Raw genomic sequence first — 15,691 nt, 5'->3', positions numbered from 1 at the left:
ACGTTGTTGCCAAGGCGTTGTCGGGGACATTGGACGACCGCTAGCTTCAATTCGCGGCCTTTTCAGTCGAGGCCGGTCGAGGTCGGTCGAGGTCGGGATATGACGCAAGGACGTTAAGGCCCCAGGAAAGCCCGAAGAAAGTCCGGGAAAGCCCCAGGAAGCAGGGAGATTTCACGCGGTGAGCGAGATCGTCATCACCGGCCTCGGTGCCGTCTGCCGGCTCGGCACGGGTGTCGACGCTTTCTGGAACGGCGTCATGGCGGCCCGTACCGCGGAGCCGGACCGGGTGCCGGACGAGCGGGCCGAGGTGCCGCTCCCGTTGTACTACATGGTGCCGGGCCGGTCCGCCGTCCACGCGGGCGGGCCGGCCTCCGAGTTCACCGTCGCCGCCGGGGAGGAGGCGGCCGCCGACGGCCGCGTCGGCGAGGTGGACCCGTACCGGGTGGCCGTGCTGATGGGTTCCAGCGTCGGGGACGCGCGGCAGACCGAGCTCGCCAGGGCCGGCGAGGCGCCGGCCGTGACGGGCGGCTCGCCGCCGTTCTCGATGGCCTCGGCCCTGGCCGCCCGGATCGGACCCTGCGCCGGGGCGGTGAGCCTGAGCAACGCCTGCTCCGGCAGCGGCTACGCGATCGCCATGGGCGCCGAGATGATCGAGGCCGGCGAGGCGGACGTGGTGATCGCGGGCGGCGTGGAGGCGTACTCGCGGGTGACCATCGCGGCCTTCAACCGGATGGGCGCCCTCGGCCCGGAGCGGCCCCGCCCCTTCGACAAGGGGCGGCAGGGCGTGGTCCTGGGCGAGGGCGCGGGCGCGGTGGTGCTGGAGTCGGCCGCGCACGCCGCGGCGCGCGGCGCCCGTGCCTACGCCCGGCTGGCGGGCTCCGGCTGGAGCTGCGACGCCGCCCACCCCACCGCTCCCGATCCGTCGGGCACCCAGATCAAGCGGGCCATGCGGGACGCCCTGACGCAGGCCGGGGCGGGGCCGGAGGACGTCTCGTTCATCGTGCCGCACGCCACCGGCACCACGCTGAACGACTCCACCGAGGCCACCGCCATGGCGGACGCCTTCGGCGACCGGCTGGCCGAGATCCCGCTGCACAACCTGAAGGCGATCATCGGGCACCTGGCGGGCGGCGCCGGTGTGATGGGCACCATCCTCGCCGCGCTCGCCTTCCACCACGGCGAGATCCCGCCCAACCCTCCCCTGCGGGAGCCGGATCCGGAGTGCCCCGTCCACCTCCCCACCGGCATCACCCCGCTGGACGGCGGGGTGGCCCTGGTCAACTCCTACGCCTTCGGCGGCAACAACATCTCGCTGGCCCTCCAGGGGGTGGCGGCATGACCGACCTCCACGACGCGACGCCCCGGGCGAGCGCCGGCACCACGGCCGACCCAGCCGTCCCGACCTCCGCCGCCCCCGCCCGGGACCTCGTGGTCACCGCCATCGGCACCACCCTTCCCCCGGCGCCGGGCGCCGACGGGTGGTTCGACCAGCGGGCCGAGTTGGGGCGGGGGTACAAGAAGCTGCCGGCGGCCTGTCAGTACCTGCTCTCCGCGACCCGGCGGGCCCTGGCGGCGGCCGGGGGCGGGTTGGAGACCACGCCGGAGGAGCGGCGCGCGGTCGCGATCGGCAGCAACCACGGGGCGGCCCGGATCCACACCGAGGTCGACGCCGCCACCACCGGCGGCGAGGCCCATCTGATCTCGCCCGCCGCCGCGCCCTACTTCTCGCCCAACCTCATCGCCGGCCGGCTGGCGATCGAGCACGCCCTCAAGGGCTTCAGCCTGGGTGTGCACACCCCGGGCACCGGCGGCCTGGAGGCGGTCCACGCCGGGCTGCGCGCCCTGCGCTTCGGCCGCGCGGACTGGCTGCTGGCGGGCGCCGCCGAGGAGCCGCCGCCGGCCGACGACAAGGCGCTCGCGCTCGACGGGACGCCCGAGGACGGGGCCGTGGCGCTGGTCTTCGAGCCGGCGTCCGCGGTCGCGGCGCGCGGCGGCCGGAGCCTCGGCACCGTCACGGCGCGGGTCTTCTGTCTGCCGCCGGCGGCGGCCGCCGCCGGGGACGGACCCGAGCACGCCCGCCGGCTGCTCGCCGCCGCGCTGGCCGGGCTCGGCCTGCCGCGGCTGCCCGCCGACGGCGTCCGGCTGATCACCGACGGCTCTCCGGTGGCCGACGCGCTGGCGCGGGCCTGTGAGGGGCGCGCGGAGCCGGTCGCGGCCGGTGCCGGGTGCCTGGGCCCCGTACGTCAGGTCGCCGACGCGCTCGGCGCCGCGGAACCACGGCTGATCATCACCGCCGGCCGGGCGGGCACCGTCGCGGTCGCCCGGGTCAGCCCGGCGCCCCACATTCCCCTGTCACCCATGGATTCACCCACGGAAGGAAGCTGACCAGACATGTCGACTGCCGTTATCGAGAAGGAAGCACTCCGCGAGCTCGTGGCCGACGCGCTCGACGTCGAGGTCGAGGAGGTCACCGACGAGGCGAACTACATCGAGGATCTCGGCGTCGACTCGCTGATGGGCCTGGAGATCATGGTGCAGCTGGAGAAGACCTTCGGCATCAAGATCAACGAAGAGGAGTTCAAGCAGATCACGAACTTCGGGCAGACCTACGAGCTGCTCACCCGGAAAGCCGCCTGAGCCGGATGGGCTCGACCCAGTTCTGCCGTTCGGTCCGCACCCCGCTCACCGTGGTGCGGACCGGCCGGTCCGGCCCCGACGCCCACCACATCACCACCGCCGAACTCGCCCTGGACGCCCAGGAGCCGGTCTTCGACGGCCACTACCCCGGCTTCCCGATCTTCGCCGGGGTCTTCCTCGTGGAGTCGGCCCACCGGGCCGCGGCCGCCGCCCCGCCCGAGGGCTGCGGGCCGCTCCGGCTCGCCGCCGTGGAGTCCGCGCGCTTCCTCAGCCCGGCCTACCCCGGCGATCTGCTGACCGTCGAACTCACCTGGACGCCGAAGGGCGACGGCTGGCTGGTCCGGGGCGTCCTCTCCGGCCCGCGGGCGGCGGTGGCGCGGGTGCGACTGCGCTACGCCCCGGCCGCCGCGCCCGTCGAGCCGTTCCCCGCCGTCACGGCGCCGGCCTCCGGGACCGGAGACCGGATGCTCGTCCCGGACATCGTCCAGCGCATCCCGCACCGCCAGCAGATGCTGCTGATCGACCAGGTGCTGGACTTCGTGCCCGGGGAGCACGTCACGGCGGTGAAGGCGGTGACCTACGGCGAGCCGTGGTACCGCTGGCAGCGCCCGGAGCCGACCGCCGCGGAGGCGTACGCGTACCCGATCGGCCTGCTGATGGAGTCGCTCAACCAGGCCGCCGCGATGCTGGCCACCGCCGACGCCGCCAACACCGACGTCCTGGCCTCCGAGGTGCTGATGCTCGGCAGCTACGGCCACGTCTCGTTCGGCGAACCGGTCTATCCGGGGGATCTCCTGGAACACACCGTGCGGCTGACCCGAACCCTCAATGACACCCAATTCTTTGAAGGTTCAACTCGTGTACGTGGCAAATTGGTGCTCACCGCAGGCCAGATGGTGCTGGCACGCCGTCAAGCCACCCTGATACGGCCCGAGATGGCCCCCACCCCGTAGCATCGAGCCGACCATGCACATTTACCGAAAGGGATGGTGATGATCACCACTGCGGCCGCTTGGATCGCGGCAATCGCCCTGCTGGCGATCGGCCTTCTGCATGTGGTCTGGGCGTTCTCGCCGTGGCCCTTTGAAAGCACCGAGATATTCGTCAAGTCCGTCTTCGGCGCGAAGGACGGGGCCTGGCCGTTCCCCGCCGCGCTCTCCGCCGTGATGGGCCTGGTCATCATCGTCGCCGCGGTCGTGCCACTGATGGTCAACGACACGGTCCCGCAGCTCGGCCCGAGCTGGATGCGCACCGTCGCGATCTACGGCCTGGCCGTGGCGCTGCTGGGCCGTGGGCTCGGCGGCTACGCCATGAACAGCGGCTCCGCCGAGGAGTTCAGCCGGCTCAACTCGGCCGTCTACTCGCCGCTGTGCATCGCCCTGGGTCTGATGGTGGGCGTGGTGGCGCTCGCCAACTGAGCGCCCTTCGATCCCGCTTGACCCCCGGCCGCCGCCAACGGCCGTGTCCGACAACGGAACCGGACCACGGATGAGCCCGCCGTCGCGTCACCGCGACGGCGGGCTCATCCGTGGTCGGGCTCACCAGCCGGCGGACTCCGCCACGACCTCGTACACGCCCTTGAGGTTCACCATGCGCGGCAGCTCGGACTGGTCGATGACGACGCTGAACTCCTTCTCCAGCGCGGCCAGGATCTCGATGGCGCGCAGCGAGTCCGCGTCGTGGTCCTCCTTGAAGAGGCTGTCCTGGGTGACCTCGTCCTCTTCGATCTCAAGGATGTCGCAGACAATCTCCTTGATGGTCTGGATGCGCGTCTCACGCTCTTGGGACATGCCTGGGCCCTCTTTCGGGAATTATCTGCTCAGGGAATACGCGGAACGTCCGCCCGAGTCTTTTCTATCGATGCCCGGGCGGACGTCGCAAGAAGTGCTGCAGCAAGCTGACAAAGCCTTATGCGGCTTTGTCAGCAAGGGGCTGACAGCGCGATTTCCTCAGGGTCGGCCGCTCAAAGCCGGCGCCGGTTCCGCCGGTTCGCCGTCGGTCTCCTTGATGCCGTACGAGGCGTAGAAGCGACGCAGCGGCTTCGGCGCCCACCAGGCGGCCGGACCCAGCAGCTTGAGGACGGCGGGCACCAGCAGCAGTCGCACCACGGTGGCGTCGAGCAGGATGATGACGAACATCCCGACCGCGATGAACTTCATGTCGCGCACCTCGACCAGGGCGAAGGAGCCGATGGTCACCGCGAGCAGCACGGCCGCGGAGGTGATGATCCCGCCGGTGCGCTGCACCCCGGCCACCACCGCCTGCTCGGCGTCGCCCGTGGTGTCCCACTCCTCGCGGATGCGGGACATCAGGAACACCGAGTAGTCCATGGACAGACCGAAGGCGAAGGCCAGCATCATCACCGGTTCCATGCCGGTGACGAAGCCCGAGGAGGTGAAGTCCAGCAGCCCGGAGAGATGCCCGTCCTGGAAGATCAGCACGATCGGACCGAACGCGGCCGCGATGGAGACGATGTTGAGCACCACCGACATCAGCGGCACCAGCAGCGAGCCGAACGCCAGGAACATGAAGAGCATCGTGATCACGATGATGACGGCGGCCATCAGCGGCAGGTGCGAGGCGAGCGCGGAGCGCTGGTCCTTCAGATCGGCGGCCATGCCGCCCACCAGCACCTCGGCCCCGTCCGGCTCCTTGAGCTCGCGGATGTCGCCGACCACGTCGCGCGCCTGCCCGGAGGTCCACTCCCCCTTGTGGTTGGCGACGACCACGGCAGAACCGGTGCCGCCCTCCGCCCGGGCGCCCACGACGCCGACGGTCGGGGCGTCCACGCCCTCGACCGACCGGATCCGCCCGGCCAGCTCCTGCGCCGCGGAGCGCGCCTGGCGCTCGCCGCCCTCGACACCGGAGACCAGCACGTACAGCGACTTGCGGGCGTCGAAGGCGAACTCGTCGTCCAGCCGGTCGGCCACCACCCGGCTGGGCGCGTCCTTCGCCAGCGTGCGCTCGTCGCTGGTGCCGAAGGTCACCCCGGACACCGGCACCGCGAGCACCAGCAGACCGCCCACGGTGAGCACGGTGACGATCGCCGGGCGCCGCATCACGAAGCGCGCCACCGCGCCCCAGCCGCCGGTCTCCGGCGCCCCCTCCGCGCTACGGCGGCGGCGCGGCAGCGGCACCCGCAGCGCGTCCACCTTCCGCCCGATGACGGCGAGGAAGGCGGGCAGCACGGTGAGCGAGGCGACCATCGCGAAGAAGGCGCCGACCAGCCCGCCCCAGGCCATGGAGCGCACATACGCCTGCGGGAAGACCAGCAGGCCGGTCAGGGCGAGGGTGACGGTGATACCGGAGACCAGGACGGTCCGCCCGGCGGTGCGCATGGTGCGCACGACCGCGGGTCCCACCTCCCGGCCCGCGGCCAACTCCTCACGGAACCGGCTGACCATGAAGAGGCCGTAGTCCACCGCCAGGCCGAGCGCCATGAACATCAGCACGTTCAGCGAGAAGACCGAGACGGTGGTGGCCTCGTTCAGCGCCCTGATCGCGGCCATGCCGAAGACCAGCGCGATGACCGCGACGACCACCGGCACCAGCGCCGCGACCACACTGCGGAAGACGAACAGCAGCAGCAGGAACAGCACCGGGACGGTGACCACCTCGATGATGGTCAGCCCGTCGGTGATCCCGCTGTTGACGTCGTCCAGCATCGGCCGCAGGCCGCCCAGCTGGGTGGTGATCCCGTCCCCCGGCACCACCAGCGGGTTGCCGCCCTCGGCGTCCTTCAGGTCCAGGTACGAGGTCATGCGCTGGTCGTCGTCGGCGCCCTTGAGCCGCACCACCGCGTAGGTGGCCTCGTGGTCCTCGGAGACCAGCGCCTCCCGCGTCGAGGGCGGCAGTCCGGCGTCGTAGTACGACTCGACGTGCTCGACCTCCGGGCTGCGCCGCGCCTTCTCCAGCGCCGCGGTCACCGACTGCTTGAATTCTGGATTATCGACGGAGGTGCCGGGTTGTGAATACAGCACCAGTACGTCGGAATCCTGCCGGCCCACCTCGGACTTCATCCGCTCCATGGCCCGATAGGATTCGCTGCTCTTGTCTTCGAGGCCGCCCTGGCTCAGGACGCCGGTTTCCGAGACGCCCATTCCCCACATGCCGACGGCGGCGATCAGGACCAACCCGGCGACGAGAATCGCCCGGCGCGCCCGCACCACAAACTGCCCCAGCCAAGCAAACACCCTTTACTCCGTCCGTGGTTCCTTCCTTCCGTCCGTTACCCTGCTCCGCCGGAGGGCTGGAATCCGGGCGAGGTAAAGGAACCCGTCAGCTAACTGCCAGCGGACGGGCGGCGGTCGACAGGAACAGGACCGGAAGCCGGCGCGGAGGTCGGGGCGGGAAAGGCCGTGGGGGCCGGCAGCAGTCCGTACTCGGCGGCCAGCACCCCGGCCTGGAAGCGGGAGGTGGCGCCCAGCCGGGACATCAGCTCCGCCACGTAACGACGGTAGGTGCGCACCGACACCGCCAGCTCGCGCGCCGCCACCTCGTCGGTCACCCCGGCCCGTAATTGCTCCAGGATGCGTCGGTTGAGCCGGGTGCGGGCGCCGTCGTTCAGCCCGACCGGCCCGGTCGGCTCCATGGCCGTCCGCCACACCCGCTCGAAGAGGGTGTGCAGCCCGCGGATCACCGAGGGCGCGTGGATCAGGGAGGCGGCGCCGCCGGAGCCGGAGTCGACGCAGACCAGCGCCGCCCGCTCGTCGACGATCAGCACCTCCAGGGTCGGCATCCCGCTGACCCGCACCGCGGGCCGCCCCTTCCACGCCGGCAGCCGCCGCAGCAGCTCCGGGTCGAAGGTGGCGCGGGTGCACAGCACCCGGGTGGCCGCCTCGACCAGGCCGGCCACCGTCAGCTCGTGCAGGGTGCCGTGGGTGGCCCAGCGGCGCCCCGGCTCCCCCGCGAGCACCGCCTCCACGCTCTCGGTGGCGCCGGCGATCAGCTCGCGGGCGAGCGCGGCGTGGTCGGCGCTGCCGGCCGGCACCTCGTACACCAGGGCCGGCTGGGCGCGCCGGTCCCGGTGCTTGTCGACGGTCTGCTCGATCAGGGCGCAGACCTCGAGCAGCGAACGCTCCAGCTCGTCGTGGCTGCCCTGTGCCTCAAGCGACCCGTCCGTCTCGTGTGATCCATAGGCACCGAACGCCTCGCGCCCGTCGTATGCCTCGTCCATCCCACTCACCCCCGTGAACGTGCTCTTCGCCGTCGACACCGCGTCCGGTCAGCCGCGTTCCACCAGTCCGAGTTCCACGGCCCGCACCCCGGCCTGGAAGCGGGAGGTGGCGCCCAGCGCCCGCATGATCTCCGCGACATGGCGGCGGTAGGTGCGCAGCGAGACCGAGAGCTCCCGGGCGGCCACCTCGTCGGTCTGGCCCGAACACAGCCACTGGAGGACCTTGCGCACCGTCTCCAGCCGCAGCCGCTCGTTGAGCACCGCCCCCGCGGCGAGCGGGACCGCGCCGGCCCAGGTGCTGGCGAACAGCAGGTCCAGCGCCCGCACCGCGGCCGGGTTCTCGAGGATCGCGGCGCTCCGCCCGGTGCGCTCGGGCCCGGAGCGCACCATCGCCACCCGACCGTCGGCGATCACGGACTCCTGGAGCTCGCCGGTGACCACCCGGACCTCGCAGCCGGCGGCCGAGGCGTCGCGCACCAGCGCGCTGCCGATCATCAGCGGCGAGCACAGCAGCCGGACCGTCACCCCGCGCCGACCGGCGGCGCCCAGCGCGGAGATGGCGGCCCCCACCGCCCGCACCTGGAGCTCGCAGCCGCCGGGCAGTGCGATGGAGACGCTGTGCCGGGCCCGGCCGATGAGCCGCGTGGTGGTGTCCACGACCGCCTGGCCCTCCGGGTGTATCTCGAACAGGGCGCGGGAGCCGGGCGCGCTGCGGCGCGCCGTCACCGTGGACTCGATCAGTGCGCGGGCCTGGAGCAGCACGCGTTCCAGGGTGTCTTCGGGTGTGTCCGGGATGGATTCGGCAGGGCGCGACGGCAGCGACAGATCGATCATGGTTTCCCCTAGAGCCCTCAGCGAATGTGTTCTCGCCCTGCCGAGTCCGCGGATTTCGTTTCACTTTAAAATTGAAACGACGGCTCCAGGGCCGGCCATCCGCAAATCGGTGCACGGTCGGCTAAACGTGCCGAGTTGAGATTAGTTCGCTGGTTCTTGTCCAGTCAACGACGGATAGTCACGGCCCAAGGGATCGCAAAGCCTCCCGCCCCGGCTCACGGTGACAAGAGTGACAGAGTCGTTACGGACGCCGGCCCCCGCCGCGGCGCCTCAGCCCGTTTTCTGGAACCCGACATCGCCATCCGGCATGGAATTCCTAATTCCATGCCGGAATTCGGCATTCCCCGGGGAAATTCGACAGTTCTGCAACAGCCGTCGCCACATCCGGCTACTGGACGAATCCGCCGGCGATACGGATCGCCGCGTCCACCACCGCCCCGCCGTATCGCCGTCCCGGCGCCGTGGTCAGCCGGGTGGTCGGCCCGGAGATCGACACCGCGGCCACCACCCGGCCCCCCGGATCGCGCACCGGAGCGGCCACCGCGGCGCCCGGGTGCTCCCGCCCGCCGATGCTCTGCGCCCATCCCTGGCGCCGCACCCCGGACAGCACCGCCGCGGTGAACTGGGCGCCGCGCAGGCCCGCGTTGAGCTCGTCCGGGCGCTCCCAGGCGAGCAGCACCTGGGAGGCGGGGCCGGCGCTCATCGGGAACGCGGCGCCGACCGCGGCCCGGTCGTGGCCGACCGGATTGCCGAACGCCTGGGCCTCGGCGACACACACCCGCACATTGCCGTGGCGGCGGTAGAGCCGGGCGTTGGCCCCGGTGCGGTCGCGCAGCTCCGAGAGCACCGGCTCGGCCACCGTCACCAGACGGTCCTGGCACGCCTGGACCGCCATCACACCCAGCCGCGGGCCGAGGATGAACCGCCCCTGCGCGTCGCGCGCCAGCAGCCGCAGCCGCTCCAGCGCCAACACCAGCCGGTGCACGGTGGGGCGTTTCAGCCCGGTGTCGGAGACGAGCCGCGACAACGACGCCGGTCCCTTCTCCAGAACTCCCAGTAAGAGCGACGCCTTATCGAGGACGCCGACTCCGCTCAGCGTCTGCTCGGAAATCACTGTCGTCACGATGGTGCCTCCTCGTCCGGTAAGCCATTCGGGATACGGGCTCGGCCGCTCCCTCTCTCCCCCGTCAACTCACCGGCCACGTGGATCAAGGTGTCCCGCGGGCCCCTATCTAACCCCGGTGCCGGGCAGCCGGATACGACCGCTACAGGAAGCTGCCAGGGCGTGGAGAGTCGACCTTCACATCAGCGGATCAGCCGCGTCTGCTCGGCGGCTCCGCCGCGTTCGACGGCGGCAGCAGCCCCAGCTCCGCGGCGCGCACCCCGGCCTGGAACCGGGAGTTCGCCTCCAGCAGTGTCATGATCTCGGCGACGCAGCGCCGGTAGGTGCGCACCGACACCGCCAGCTCGCGCGCCGCCACCTCGTCGGTGACGCCGAGCCGCAGCCACTCCAGGATCTGTCGCACCATCTTGGTGCGCGCCCGGTCACCGAAGTCGATCTCGTCCGTGACCACCACGGCGCTGCGCCACAGCCCCTCGAACAGCACCGCGATCGTCTCGATGACCCCGCTGTCGCGGATCGAGGACGCCTCGCTGCCCCCGGGCACATCGGCGCAGACCAGGGACTCACGGCCGTCCACCATCAGCGCGGAGAGCATCGGCACCCGGGCCACCCGCACCTCCAGCGGGCGGCCGGCCTCCGCATAGGCGCGGATCAGCGGCCGGTCGACGGTGGACCGGTTGCACAGCATCCGGGTGCGCACGTTCCTCGGGCCGGTGGTCAGCCAGCGGGTGAGCACGGTCCGCACGACCCGCGAGTGCGAGGGGTCGGCCACCGCGTACACCACGTCGATGGATCTGCGCGCCGTGCCGATGAGCTGGTCGCCGGCGGCCACCATCTCCTCGTCATGGGTGTCGACGGCGGAGACCCAGTGCGAACGGGACTGCCGGACACGGTGCTTGACGACGGTCGTCTCGATGAGCTCTCGGACGGCCATGAGTTCCTGCGCGATGTCGTCCTCGATCTGCCGGTCGTCGACGGCCCCGGCCGTCCGACGGTCCATGGCGCGGTGGAGCCGGCCACGCTCGGCGTTCGCTCCGGACGGTGCGGCGTTGCTCACCCTACTCACCTCGTGACATCAGTCGGGCCGGTCAGCTCACTCAGTCACTTTCCGCGAGCAGGCCGAGCTCCACGGCCCGAACCCCCGCCTGGAAGCGGGAGTTGGCGCCGACGTCCCGCATGATCGCCGCGACATGGCGGCGATAGGTGCGCAGCGAGACCTGGATCTCCCGGGCCGCCGCGTCATCGGTGCGCCCGGCCCGCAGCCGTCCCAGGATCAGCCGGGCGGAGTCGGTGTGCAGCCGCTCCGCGAGCCGCAGATGCTCGGCGAGCGGGCGGGCGCTGCCCCAGTTCGCGGCGAACAGCAGATCCAGGGTGCGGACCGCCATCGGGTCGAGGATGACCGACGCCTGCACGCACTCGTCCTGCGGCCCCGAGCGCCCGAAGGCCACCTGCCCGTCGGCGACCACGGTGCCCTGGAGGTCGATGTCGAGGACCCGCACCTCGTATCCGGCGTTGCCGCGCCGCACCGCCGAGAGGATGCCCAGCGGCCCCAGCACCCGCGGGTGCGCCAGGATCCGCACCGGGATGCCGCTACGGGCGATGGCGCTGATCCGCGGCAGCAGCGGCATGATCGGCCGGGCCCGCTCGACCCCGCCCGGCATGGTGATGCTCAGCCGGTGCTTGGCCTGCTCGATCAGCTGGGCTATCGCGTCGTGGACGGCGGCGGCGTCGCTGACGGGCACCAGCGGGGTGGCCGGGACGGTGTTGCGGCGGTGCAGGTCCACCGCCGCCTCGATCAGTCGGCGCACCCGCAGCAACGCCTCCTCTAAGCCGTCCTGGCCGCTGGCGGCCAGACCCTCGGTGACGTCGCCGGTGGTGTCGGTGGGCACGGTCGAGCGGCCTCGGGCGCCCGCATCCGGATGAGTAACCTTGCTGACATTGCTGACATTCGCTTGTTCAGACATGACTCCCCCATGCCATGCGCGGGAGGCATTTCCACCGAACCGATCGCGCTGTGTCAGGAAAGCCTTCCCAAGCTCTGGTGGCGCGAGGCTAGTTGGCCGGTTGGGAGCCAGTCAACGAAACCCAGTCCGTAAAGCTTGGGCAAAACACCCACACGCCTCCGATGGATCTGCTCACCGGGGCATCGGGGGTGCGCGGATTGTCATCAAGCTGCAGTCCCGGTCGGCAACCTTCACGAAGCGAACACGCTCCGCAGGCGAAGGGCTTGGAACGGCGACGTTCGGCGAGCGACACCTTCATCCGTGGCCGCTTGTTGACAGCTTTACGATCACCCGTATCCGGGGGTTTCCACCCCGCCCGCCGTCCGAGACGACGGCCCCGACCGTCCCCGTTCCAGAGGATGGATACCGGAAGCCTCGCGGACGACAACGTTCCGACACCCTGCGGGCCTGTCGCGGCGCCCCTCGGTCGGGGGCCGTCCCGACGCCCGTCCCGGCGCCCGCCACCGGCCGTCGCGACGCCCGCCACCGGCCGTCGCGGCGCCCGTCACCGAGCCGCCCCCCGCGCCCGGGGGCGGGCCGCCCGCACGGCCGCCCGCCCCGGCCGGCCCCCGCAGGACGTAAGGACATGAAAAACCGCAGGTCACCGGGTGGGGCGAGCTGCGGTTCTCCGATCCAGAGCCGCCTGTCGGGTTCGAACCGACGACCTTCGCTTTACAAGAGCGGTGCTCTACCAGCTGAGCTAAGGCGGCAAGACTCACAGCAGTGTACCCACGACCGCGCGATGCCCCGGTCGGAAATTGCGATTGCGCATCACTGCTGACAGGGCGCGCGACGGCAGGTAGCGTCACCGCATGTCCACCCGGTGGACACCACATCTACCTTTACTCGGATCGTCCGGCACGTTCCTGCCGGTGAAGGGACCCATACACCCATGGCTACGGTCACGTTCGACAAGGCGACCCGGATCTACCCGGGGAGCGACAAGCCCGCCGTCGACCAGCTCGAGATCGCCATCGAGGACGGCGAGTTCCTGGTCCTCGTCGGCCCCTCGGGCTGCGGCAAGTCCACCTCGCTGCGCATGCTCGCGGGCCTGGAGGACGTCAACGGGGGCGCCATCCGCATCGGCGACCGCGACGTCACGCACCTGCCGCCGAAGGACCGGGACATCGCCATGGTGTTCCAGAACTACGCGCTCTACCCGCACATGACCGTGGCCCAGAACATGGGCTTCGCGCTCAAGATCGCCGGCGTCAACAAGACCGAGATCCGGCAGAAGGTCGAGGACGCGGCGCGCATCCTGGACCTCACCGAGTACCTGGACCGCAAGCCCAAGGCGCTCTCCGGCGGTCAGCGCCAGCGCGTGGCGATGGGCCGCGCCATCGTCCGCGAACCGCAGGTCTTCCTCATGGACGAGCCGCTGTCCAACCTGGACGCCAAGCTCCGCGTGCAGACCCGTACCCAGATCGCCGGCCTCCAGCGCCGCCTGGGGATCACCACCGTCTACGTCACCCACGACCAGGTCGAGGCGATGACCATGGGCGACCGGGTGGCCGTGCTCAAGGACGGGCTGCTCCAGCAGATCGACTCCCCGCGCAACATGTACGACCGCCCGGCCAACCTCTTCGTGGCCGGCTTCATCGGCTCCCCCGCCATGAACCTGGTCGAGGTGCCGATCACCGACGGCGGGGTGAAGTTCGGCAACAGCCTCGTGCCGGTCTCCCGGGAGGCGCTGGGCGCCGCGGCCGACAAGGGCGACCGCACGGTCACCGTCGGCATCCGCCCCGAGCACTTCGACGTGGTCGAGCAGGGCGGCGACGCGGGCGAGTCGCTCTCCAAGGACGCCCCGGCCGGGCTCGCCGTGACCGTCAACGTCGTCGAGGAGCTCGGCGCCGACGGCTATGTCTACGGCACCGCCGAGGTCGGCGGCACGGTCAAGGACCTGGTGGTCCGGGTCAACGGCCGCCAGGTCCCGGCCAAGGGGTCGGTGCTGCACGTGGTCCCGCGTCCGGGTGAGACCCACGTCTTCTCCACCTCCTCCGGCGAGCGCCTGACCGACTGACCCCACCGCGCCCGGCGCGGCCCGGCCCCCAGGCCCGTGCGGAACGGGCCGGGCGGCCGTGCGGAACGGGCCGGAGGCCCATACGGAGCCGAGGGTGCCACCTCGTGGACGAGGTGGCACCCTCGGCCGTTGTCGACAAATAGCCCAGCAGAAGGTTCATTTCGAGCCCCGTACGTCAACATCACGTCGAGCCTCGACCGCCACTCCGTCACTCGACGGGGTGACTAAATGTCGCCAAATCATCACTCCTCGCTACGATCGCGGGCGTACCGCTCACGCCCACCCCGATCCGCGAGGAAGACCTCCGTGAACACCGCAGCCCGCCGCATCGGCAGAACACTCGCCCTCGTCCTCCCCGTCGTCCTGGTGCTCTCCGGGACGCTCGCGGTCACCCGCGTCCCCTGGGCCTCTCACGGCACCGACTCACGCGTCCTCGCCGCCTCCTCCGACAAGGCCTCCCCGCAGGACCGGCTCGCCCCCCACGAGGAGCTGCGCGACCGGCTGCTGGCCGAGCTCCAGGAGACCGATCCCGGCACGGCCCTCACCCATCTGCAGGCGGAGAGCGAGCGCCGACCCTCGATCGCCGAGCACTGCGCCTCGATCGCCCGCGCCCTGGGCCGGGCGGCGGTGGAGAAGTACCGCAGCGCCAGCCGCGCCCAGTCCTACGCCCGGCCCGTCTGCGACGTCTCCTTCGCCTCGGGAGTCGCCCAGGCCGACCGCTGAGCCGCGCGGCCCGTCTCGGGGCGCTCGCCGCCCCTCCCGCGGCCCGGTGGGCCACCCCCGCTCGGAAGCCCCTCCGAGGGCTTCCCGCCCACCGCTCCTTCCCCCGCCCCTTCTCCCCCGCGCGGGACCGCCCCGGGCACCGCATAGGGTGCCGTCCATGAATGGTGATGCCCACAGTTCCACCCTGTCGGCCGCGGGGCGGTCGCAGCCGATACGCCCCACACAGGCCGTCATCCTGGCCGGTGGCCAGGGATCGCGGCTGCGCCCGTACACAGACGACCGGCCGAAGCCGATGGTGGAGATCCCGGGCACCGGGACCCCGATCATCGGCCACCAGCTGGAGTGGCTGGCGGCCGAGGGCGTCACCGACGCGGTCATCTCCTGTGGCCACCTCGCCGACGTGCTGCGGAACTGGCTCGACGCGGCGGACCTCCCACTGCGGGTCACCACGGTCGTCGAGCCGGAGCCGCTCGGCCGCGGCGGCGGACTGAAGTACGCCGCCGCCTCGCTCCCCCACTCCGACCAGCCCTGGTACGCCACCAACGGCGACATCTGGACCCGCTTCTCCCTGCGCGACATGGCGGACTTCCACCGCGAGCGCGACGCGCTGGCCACCCTCGCCCTCGCCCGCCCGCGGATTCCCTGGGGCGCGGTGGAGACCGACGAGTTCGGCCACGTCCTCGACTTCATCGAGGCACCGCCCTCCCCCTACCTGATCAACGCGGGCGTCTACGTCTTCTCCGCCGAGTTCACCGCGCTCCTCCCCGACCACGGCGACCACGAGCGGACCACCTTCCCGCGGCTGGCCCGCGAACGCCGGCTGGCCGGCTTCCCGCTGCCGCACGGCGCCTACTGGCGGGCCATCGACACGGCGAAGGACCTGACGGAGGCCGCCCGGGAGCTGGCCGCGGCCCGGAGCTGACCGGGCGACAGGCACCACCCGGCGCCACGACGCCACGACGCCCCGGCGCCACGACGAAGGGCCCGTACGACGCGCGAGAGCGTCGTACGGGCCCTTCGGGCACCCGGCGCGGGGCGGCCGGGCGCCGATGGCCGGCCGGGTCCGGTCCGGGACCGTCGGCCGCCTAGCTGTTCTGTCCGGGGAGGTTGTGGACGGGTGACCCAGGTCTCGGTTGAGGGATCTTGAATGGGTGAGGGCCTTCCGGGTTCGGTGT

At 71.6% G+C, this 15,691-nt stretch carries 15 protein-coding genes and 1 tRNA gene; 8 read left to right on the top strand and 8 right to left on the bottom strand.

Annotated elements, in window-relative coordinates; genetic code table 11:
• The first annotated feature begins 178 nt into the window (after nucleotides 1-178).
• The 5 genes from CD790_RS29510 to CD790_RS29490 are packed head-to-tail and all read left to right on the top strand — an operon-like array spanning nucleotide 179 to nucleotide 4,055.
• Nucleotides 179-1,339: a beta-ketoacyl synthase N-terminal-like domain-containing protein gene (locus CD790_RS29510; RefSeq protein WP_144386435.1), complete on the top strand. Its 1,161-nt coding sequence runs from the start codon at nucleotides 179-181 to the stop codon at nucleotides 1,337-1,339.
• A complete protein-coding gene (locus CD790_RS29505; RefSeq protein WP_144386434.1) occupies nucleotides 1,336-2,385 on the top strand; it encodes a beta-ketoacyl synthase N-terminal-like domain-containing protein in 1,050 nt (349 codons plus the stop codon). Before CD790_RS29510 ends, CD790_RS29505 begins: the two co-directional genes overlap by 4 nt.
• Before the next feature lie 6 nt (nucleotides 2,386-2,391).
• Nucleotides 2,392-2,637, top strand: a complete 246-nt coding sequence (locus CD790_RS29500; RefSeq protein WP_144386433.1) for an acyl carrier protein — start codon at nucleotides 2,392-2,394, stop codon at nucleotides 2,635-2,637.
• Between the two features lie 5 nt (nucleotides 2,638-2,642).
• Nucleotides 2,643-3,590: a 3-hydroxyacyl-ACP dehydratase FabZ family protein gene (locus CD790_RS36310; RefSeq protein ID WP_260867989.1), complete on the top strand. Its 948-nt coding sequence runs from the start codon at nucleotides 2,643-2,645 to the stop codon at nucleotides 3,588-3,590.
• A gap of 39 nt (nucleotides 3,591-3,629) precedes the next feature.
• On the top strand, nucleotides 3,630-4,055 hold the full coding sequence (locus CD790_RS29490; RefSeq protein WP_144386432.1) for a DUF3995 domain-containing protein: 426 nt from the start codon (nucleotides 3,630-3,632) through the stop codon (nucleotides 4,053-4,055).
• Between the two features lie 120 nt (nucleotides 4,056-4,175).
• On the opposite strand, the gene CD790_RS29485 is transcribed toward CD790_RS29490, so the two are convergent.
• From CD790_RS29485 to CD790_RS29450, 8 genes are all read right to left on the bottom strand, one after another.
• Nucleotides 4,176-4,427 (bottom strand): acyl carrier protein, encoded by a 252-nt coding sequence (locus tag CD790_RS29485; RefSeq protein ID WP_144386431.1) that lies wholly within the window; start codon nucleotides 4,425-4,427, stop codon nucleotides 4,176-4,178.
• Nucleotides 4,428-4,586: 159 nt separating this feature from the next.
• Complete coding sequence (locus CD790_RS29480; RefSeq protein WP_144386430.1) at nucleotides 4,587-6,830, bottom strand: MMPL family transporter; 2,244 nt, start codon at nucleotides 6,828-6,830, stop codon at nucleotides 4,587-4,589.
• 89 nt (nucleotides 6,831-6,919) lie between these two features.
• Nucleotides 6,920-7,813: a LuxR family transcriptional regulator gene (locus tag CD790_RS29475; protein ID WP_144386429.1), complete on the bottom strand. Its 894-nt coding sequence runs from the start codon at nucleotides 7,811-7,813 to the stop codon at nucleotides 6,920-6,922.
• A gap of 48 nt (nucleotides 7,814-7,861) precedes the next feature.
• The gene (locus CD790_RS29470) at nucleotides 7,862-8,647 is read right to left on the bottom strand and encodes a LuxR C-terminal-related transcriptional regulator (protein WP_260867988.1); all 786 of its coding nucleotides are present in this window, start codon (nucleotides 8,645-8,647) and stop codon (nucleotides 7,862-7,864) included.
• A 388-nt stretch (nucleotides 8,648-9,035) separates the two neighbouring features.
• Nucleotides 9,036-9,770, bottom strand: coding sequence for an IclR family transcriptional regulator C-terminal domain-containing protein (locus CD790_RS29465; protein ID WP_313956550.1), 735 nt, complete (start codon nucleotides 9,768-9,770; stop codon nucleotides 9,036-9,038).
• Between the two features lie 190 nt (nucleotides 9,771-9,960).
• A complete protein-coding gene (locus tag CD790_RS29460) occupies nucleotides 9,961-10,827 on the bottom strand; it encodes a LuxR family transcriptional regulator (RefSeq protein WP_144386428.1) in 867 nt (288 codons plus the stop codon).
• A gap of 40 nt (nucleotides 10,828-10,867) precedes the next feature.
• Nucleotides 10,868-11,734, bottom strand: a complete 867-nt coding sequence (locus CD790_RS29455) for a response regulator transcription factor (RefSeq protein ID WP_144386427.1) — start codon at nucleotides 11,732-11,734, stop codon at nucleotides 10,868-10,870.
• Nucleotides 11,735-12,410: 676 nt separating this feature from the next.
• Nucleotides 12,411-12,483 (bottom strand) — tRNA-Thr (locus CD790_RS29450).
• Nucleotides 12,484-12,665: 182 nt separating this feature from the next.
• Between CD790_RS29450 and CD790_RS29445 the strand changes: the two genes are divergently transcribed.
• From CD790_RS29445 to CD790_RS29435, 3 genes are all read left to right on the top strand, one after another.
• Nucleotides 12,666-13,793 carry an ABC transporter ATP-binding protein gene (locus CD790_RS29445; RefSeq protein ID WP_144386426.1) on the top strand — a complete coding sequence of 376 codons (1,128 nt, stop codon included), beginning with the start codon at nucleotides 12,666-12,668 and terminating at the stop codon, nucleotides 13,791-13,793.
• A 306-nt stretch (nucleotides 13,794-14,099) separates the two neighbouring features.
• The gene (locus CD790_RS29440) at nucleotides 14,100-14,516 is read left to right on the top strand and encodes a hypothetical protein (protein WP_144386425.1); all 417 of its coding nucleotides are present in this window, start codon (nucleotides 14,100-14,102) and stop codon (nucleotides 14,514-14,516) included.
• 157 nt (nucleotides 14,517-14,673) lie between these two features.
• A complete protein-coding gene (locus tag CD790_RS29435) occupies nucleotides 14,674-15,438 on the top strand; it encodes a nucleotidyltransferase family protein (protein WP_144386424.1) in 765 nt (254 codons plus the stop codon).
• Nucleotides 15,439-15,691: the final 253 nt, after the last annotated feature.

It is taken from the genome of Streptomyces sp. SAJ15 (assembly GCF_007595705.1).
Taxonomy (GTDB): domain Bacteria; phylum Actinomycetota; class Actinomycetes; order Streptomycetales; family Streptomycetaceae; genus Streptomyces.
The sequence above is the reverse complement of the archived record's forward strand: the minus strand, read 5'-3'. Positions and strand labels throughout refer to the sequence as shown.

Coding starts and splice junctions, on each gene's coding strand:
- CD790_RS29485 (WP_144386431.1), bottom strand. CDS start 4,427: ATGTCCCAAGAGCGTGAGACGCGCATCCAGACCATCAAGGAGATTGTC.
- CD790_RS36310 (WP_260867989.1), top strand. CDS start 2,643: ATGGGCTCGACCCAGTTCTGCCGTTCGGTCCGCACCCCGCTCACCGTG.
- CD790_RS29490 (WP_144386432.1), top strand. CDS start 3,630: ATGATCACCACTGCGGCCGCTTGGATCGCGGCAATCGCCCTGCTGGCG.
- CD790_RS29470 (WP_260867988.1), bottom strand. CDS start 8,647: ATGATCGATCTGTCGCTGCCGTCGCGCCCTGCCGAATCCATCCCGGAC.
- CD790_RS29435 (WP_144386424.1), top strand. CDS start 14,674: ATGAATGGTGATGCCCACAGTTCCACCCTGTCGGCCGCGGGGCGGTCG.
- CD790_RS29500 (WP_144386433.1), top strand. CDS start 2,392: ATGTCGACTGCCGTTATCGAGAAGGAAGCACTCCGCGAGCTCGTGGCC.
- CD790_RS29505 (WP_144386434.1), top strand. CDS start 1,336: ATGACCGACCTCCACGACGCGACGCCCCGGGCGAGCGCCGGCACCACG.
- CD790_RS29455 (WP_144386427.1), bottom strand. CDS start 11,734: ATGTCTGAACAAGCGAATGTCAGCAATGTCAGCAAGGTTACTCATCCG.
- CD790_RS29475 (WP_144386429.1), bottom strand. CDS start 7,813: ATGGACGAGGCATACGACGGGCGCGAGGCGTTCGGTGCCTATGGATCA.
- CD790_RS29445 (WP_144386426.1), top strand. CDS start 12,666: ATGGCTACGGTCACGTTCGACAAGGCGACCCGGATCTACCCGGGGAGC.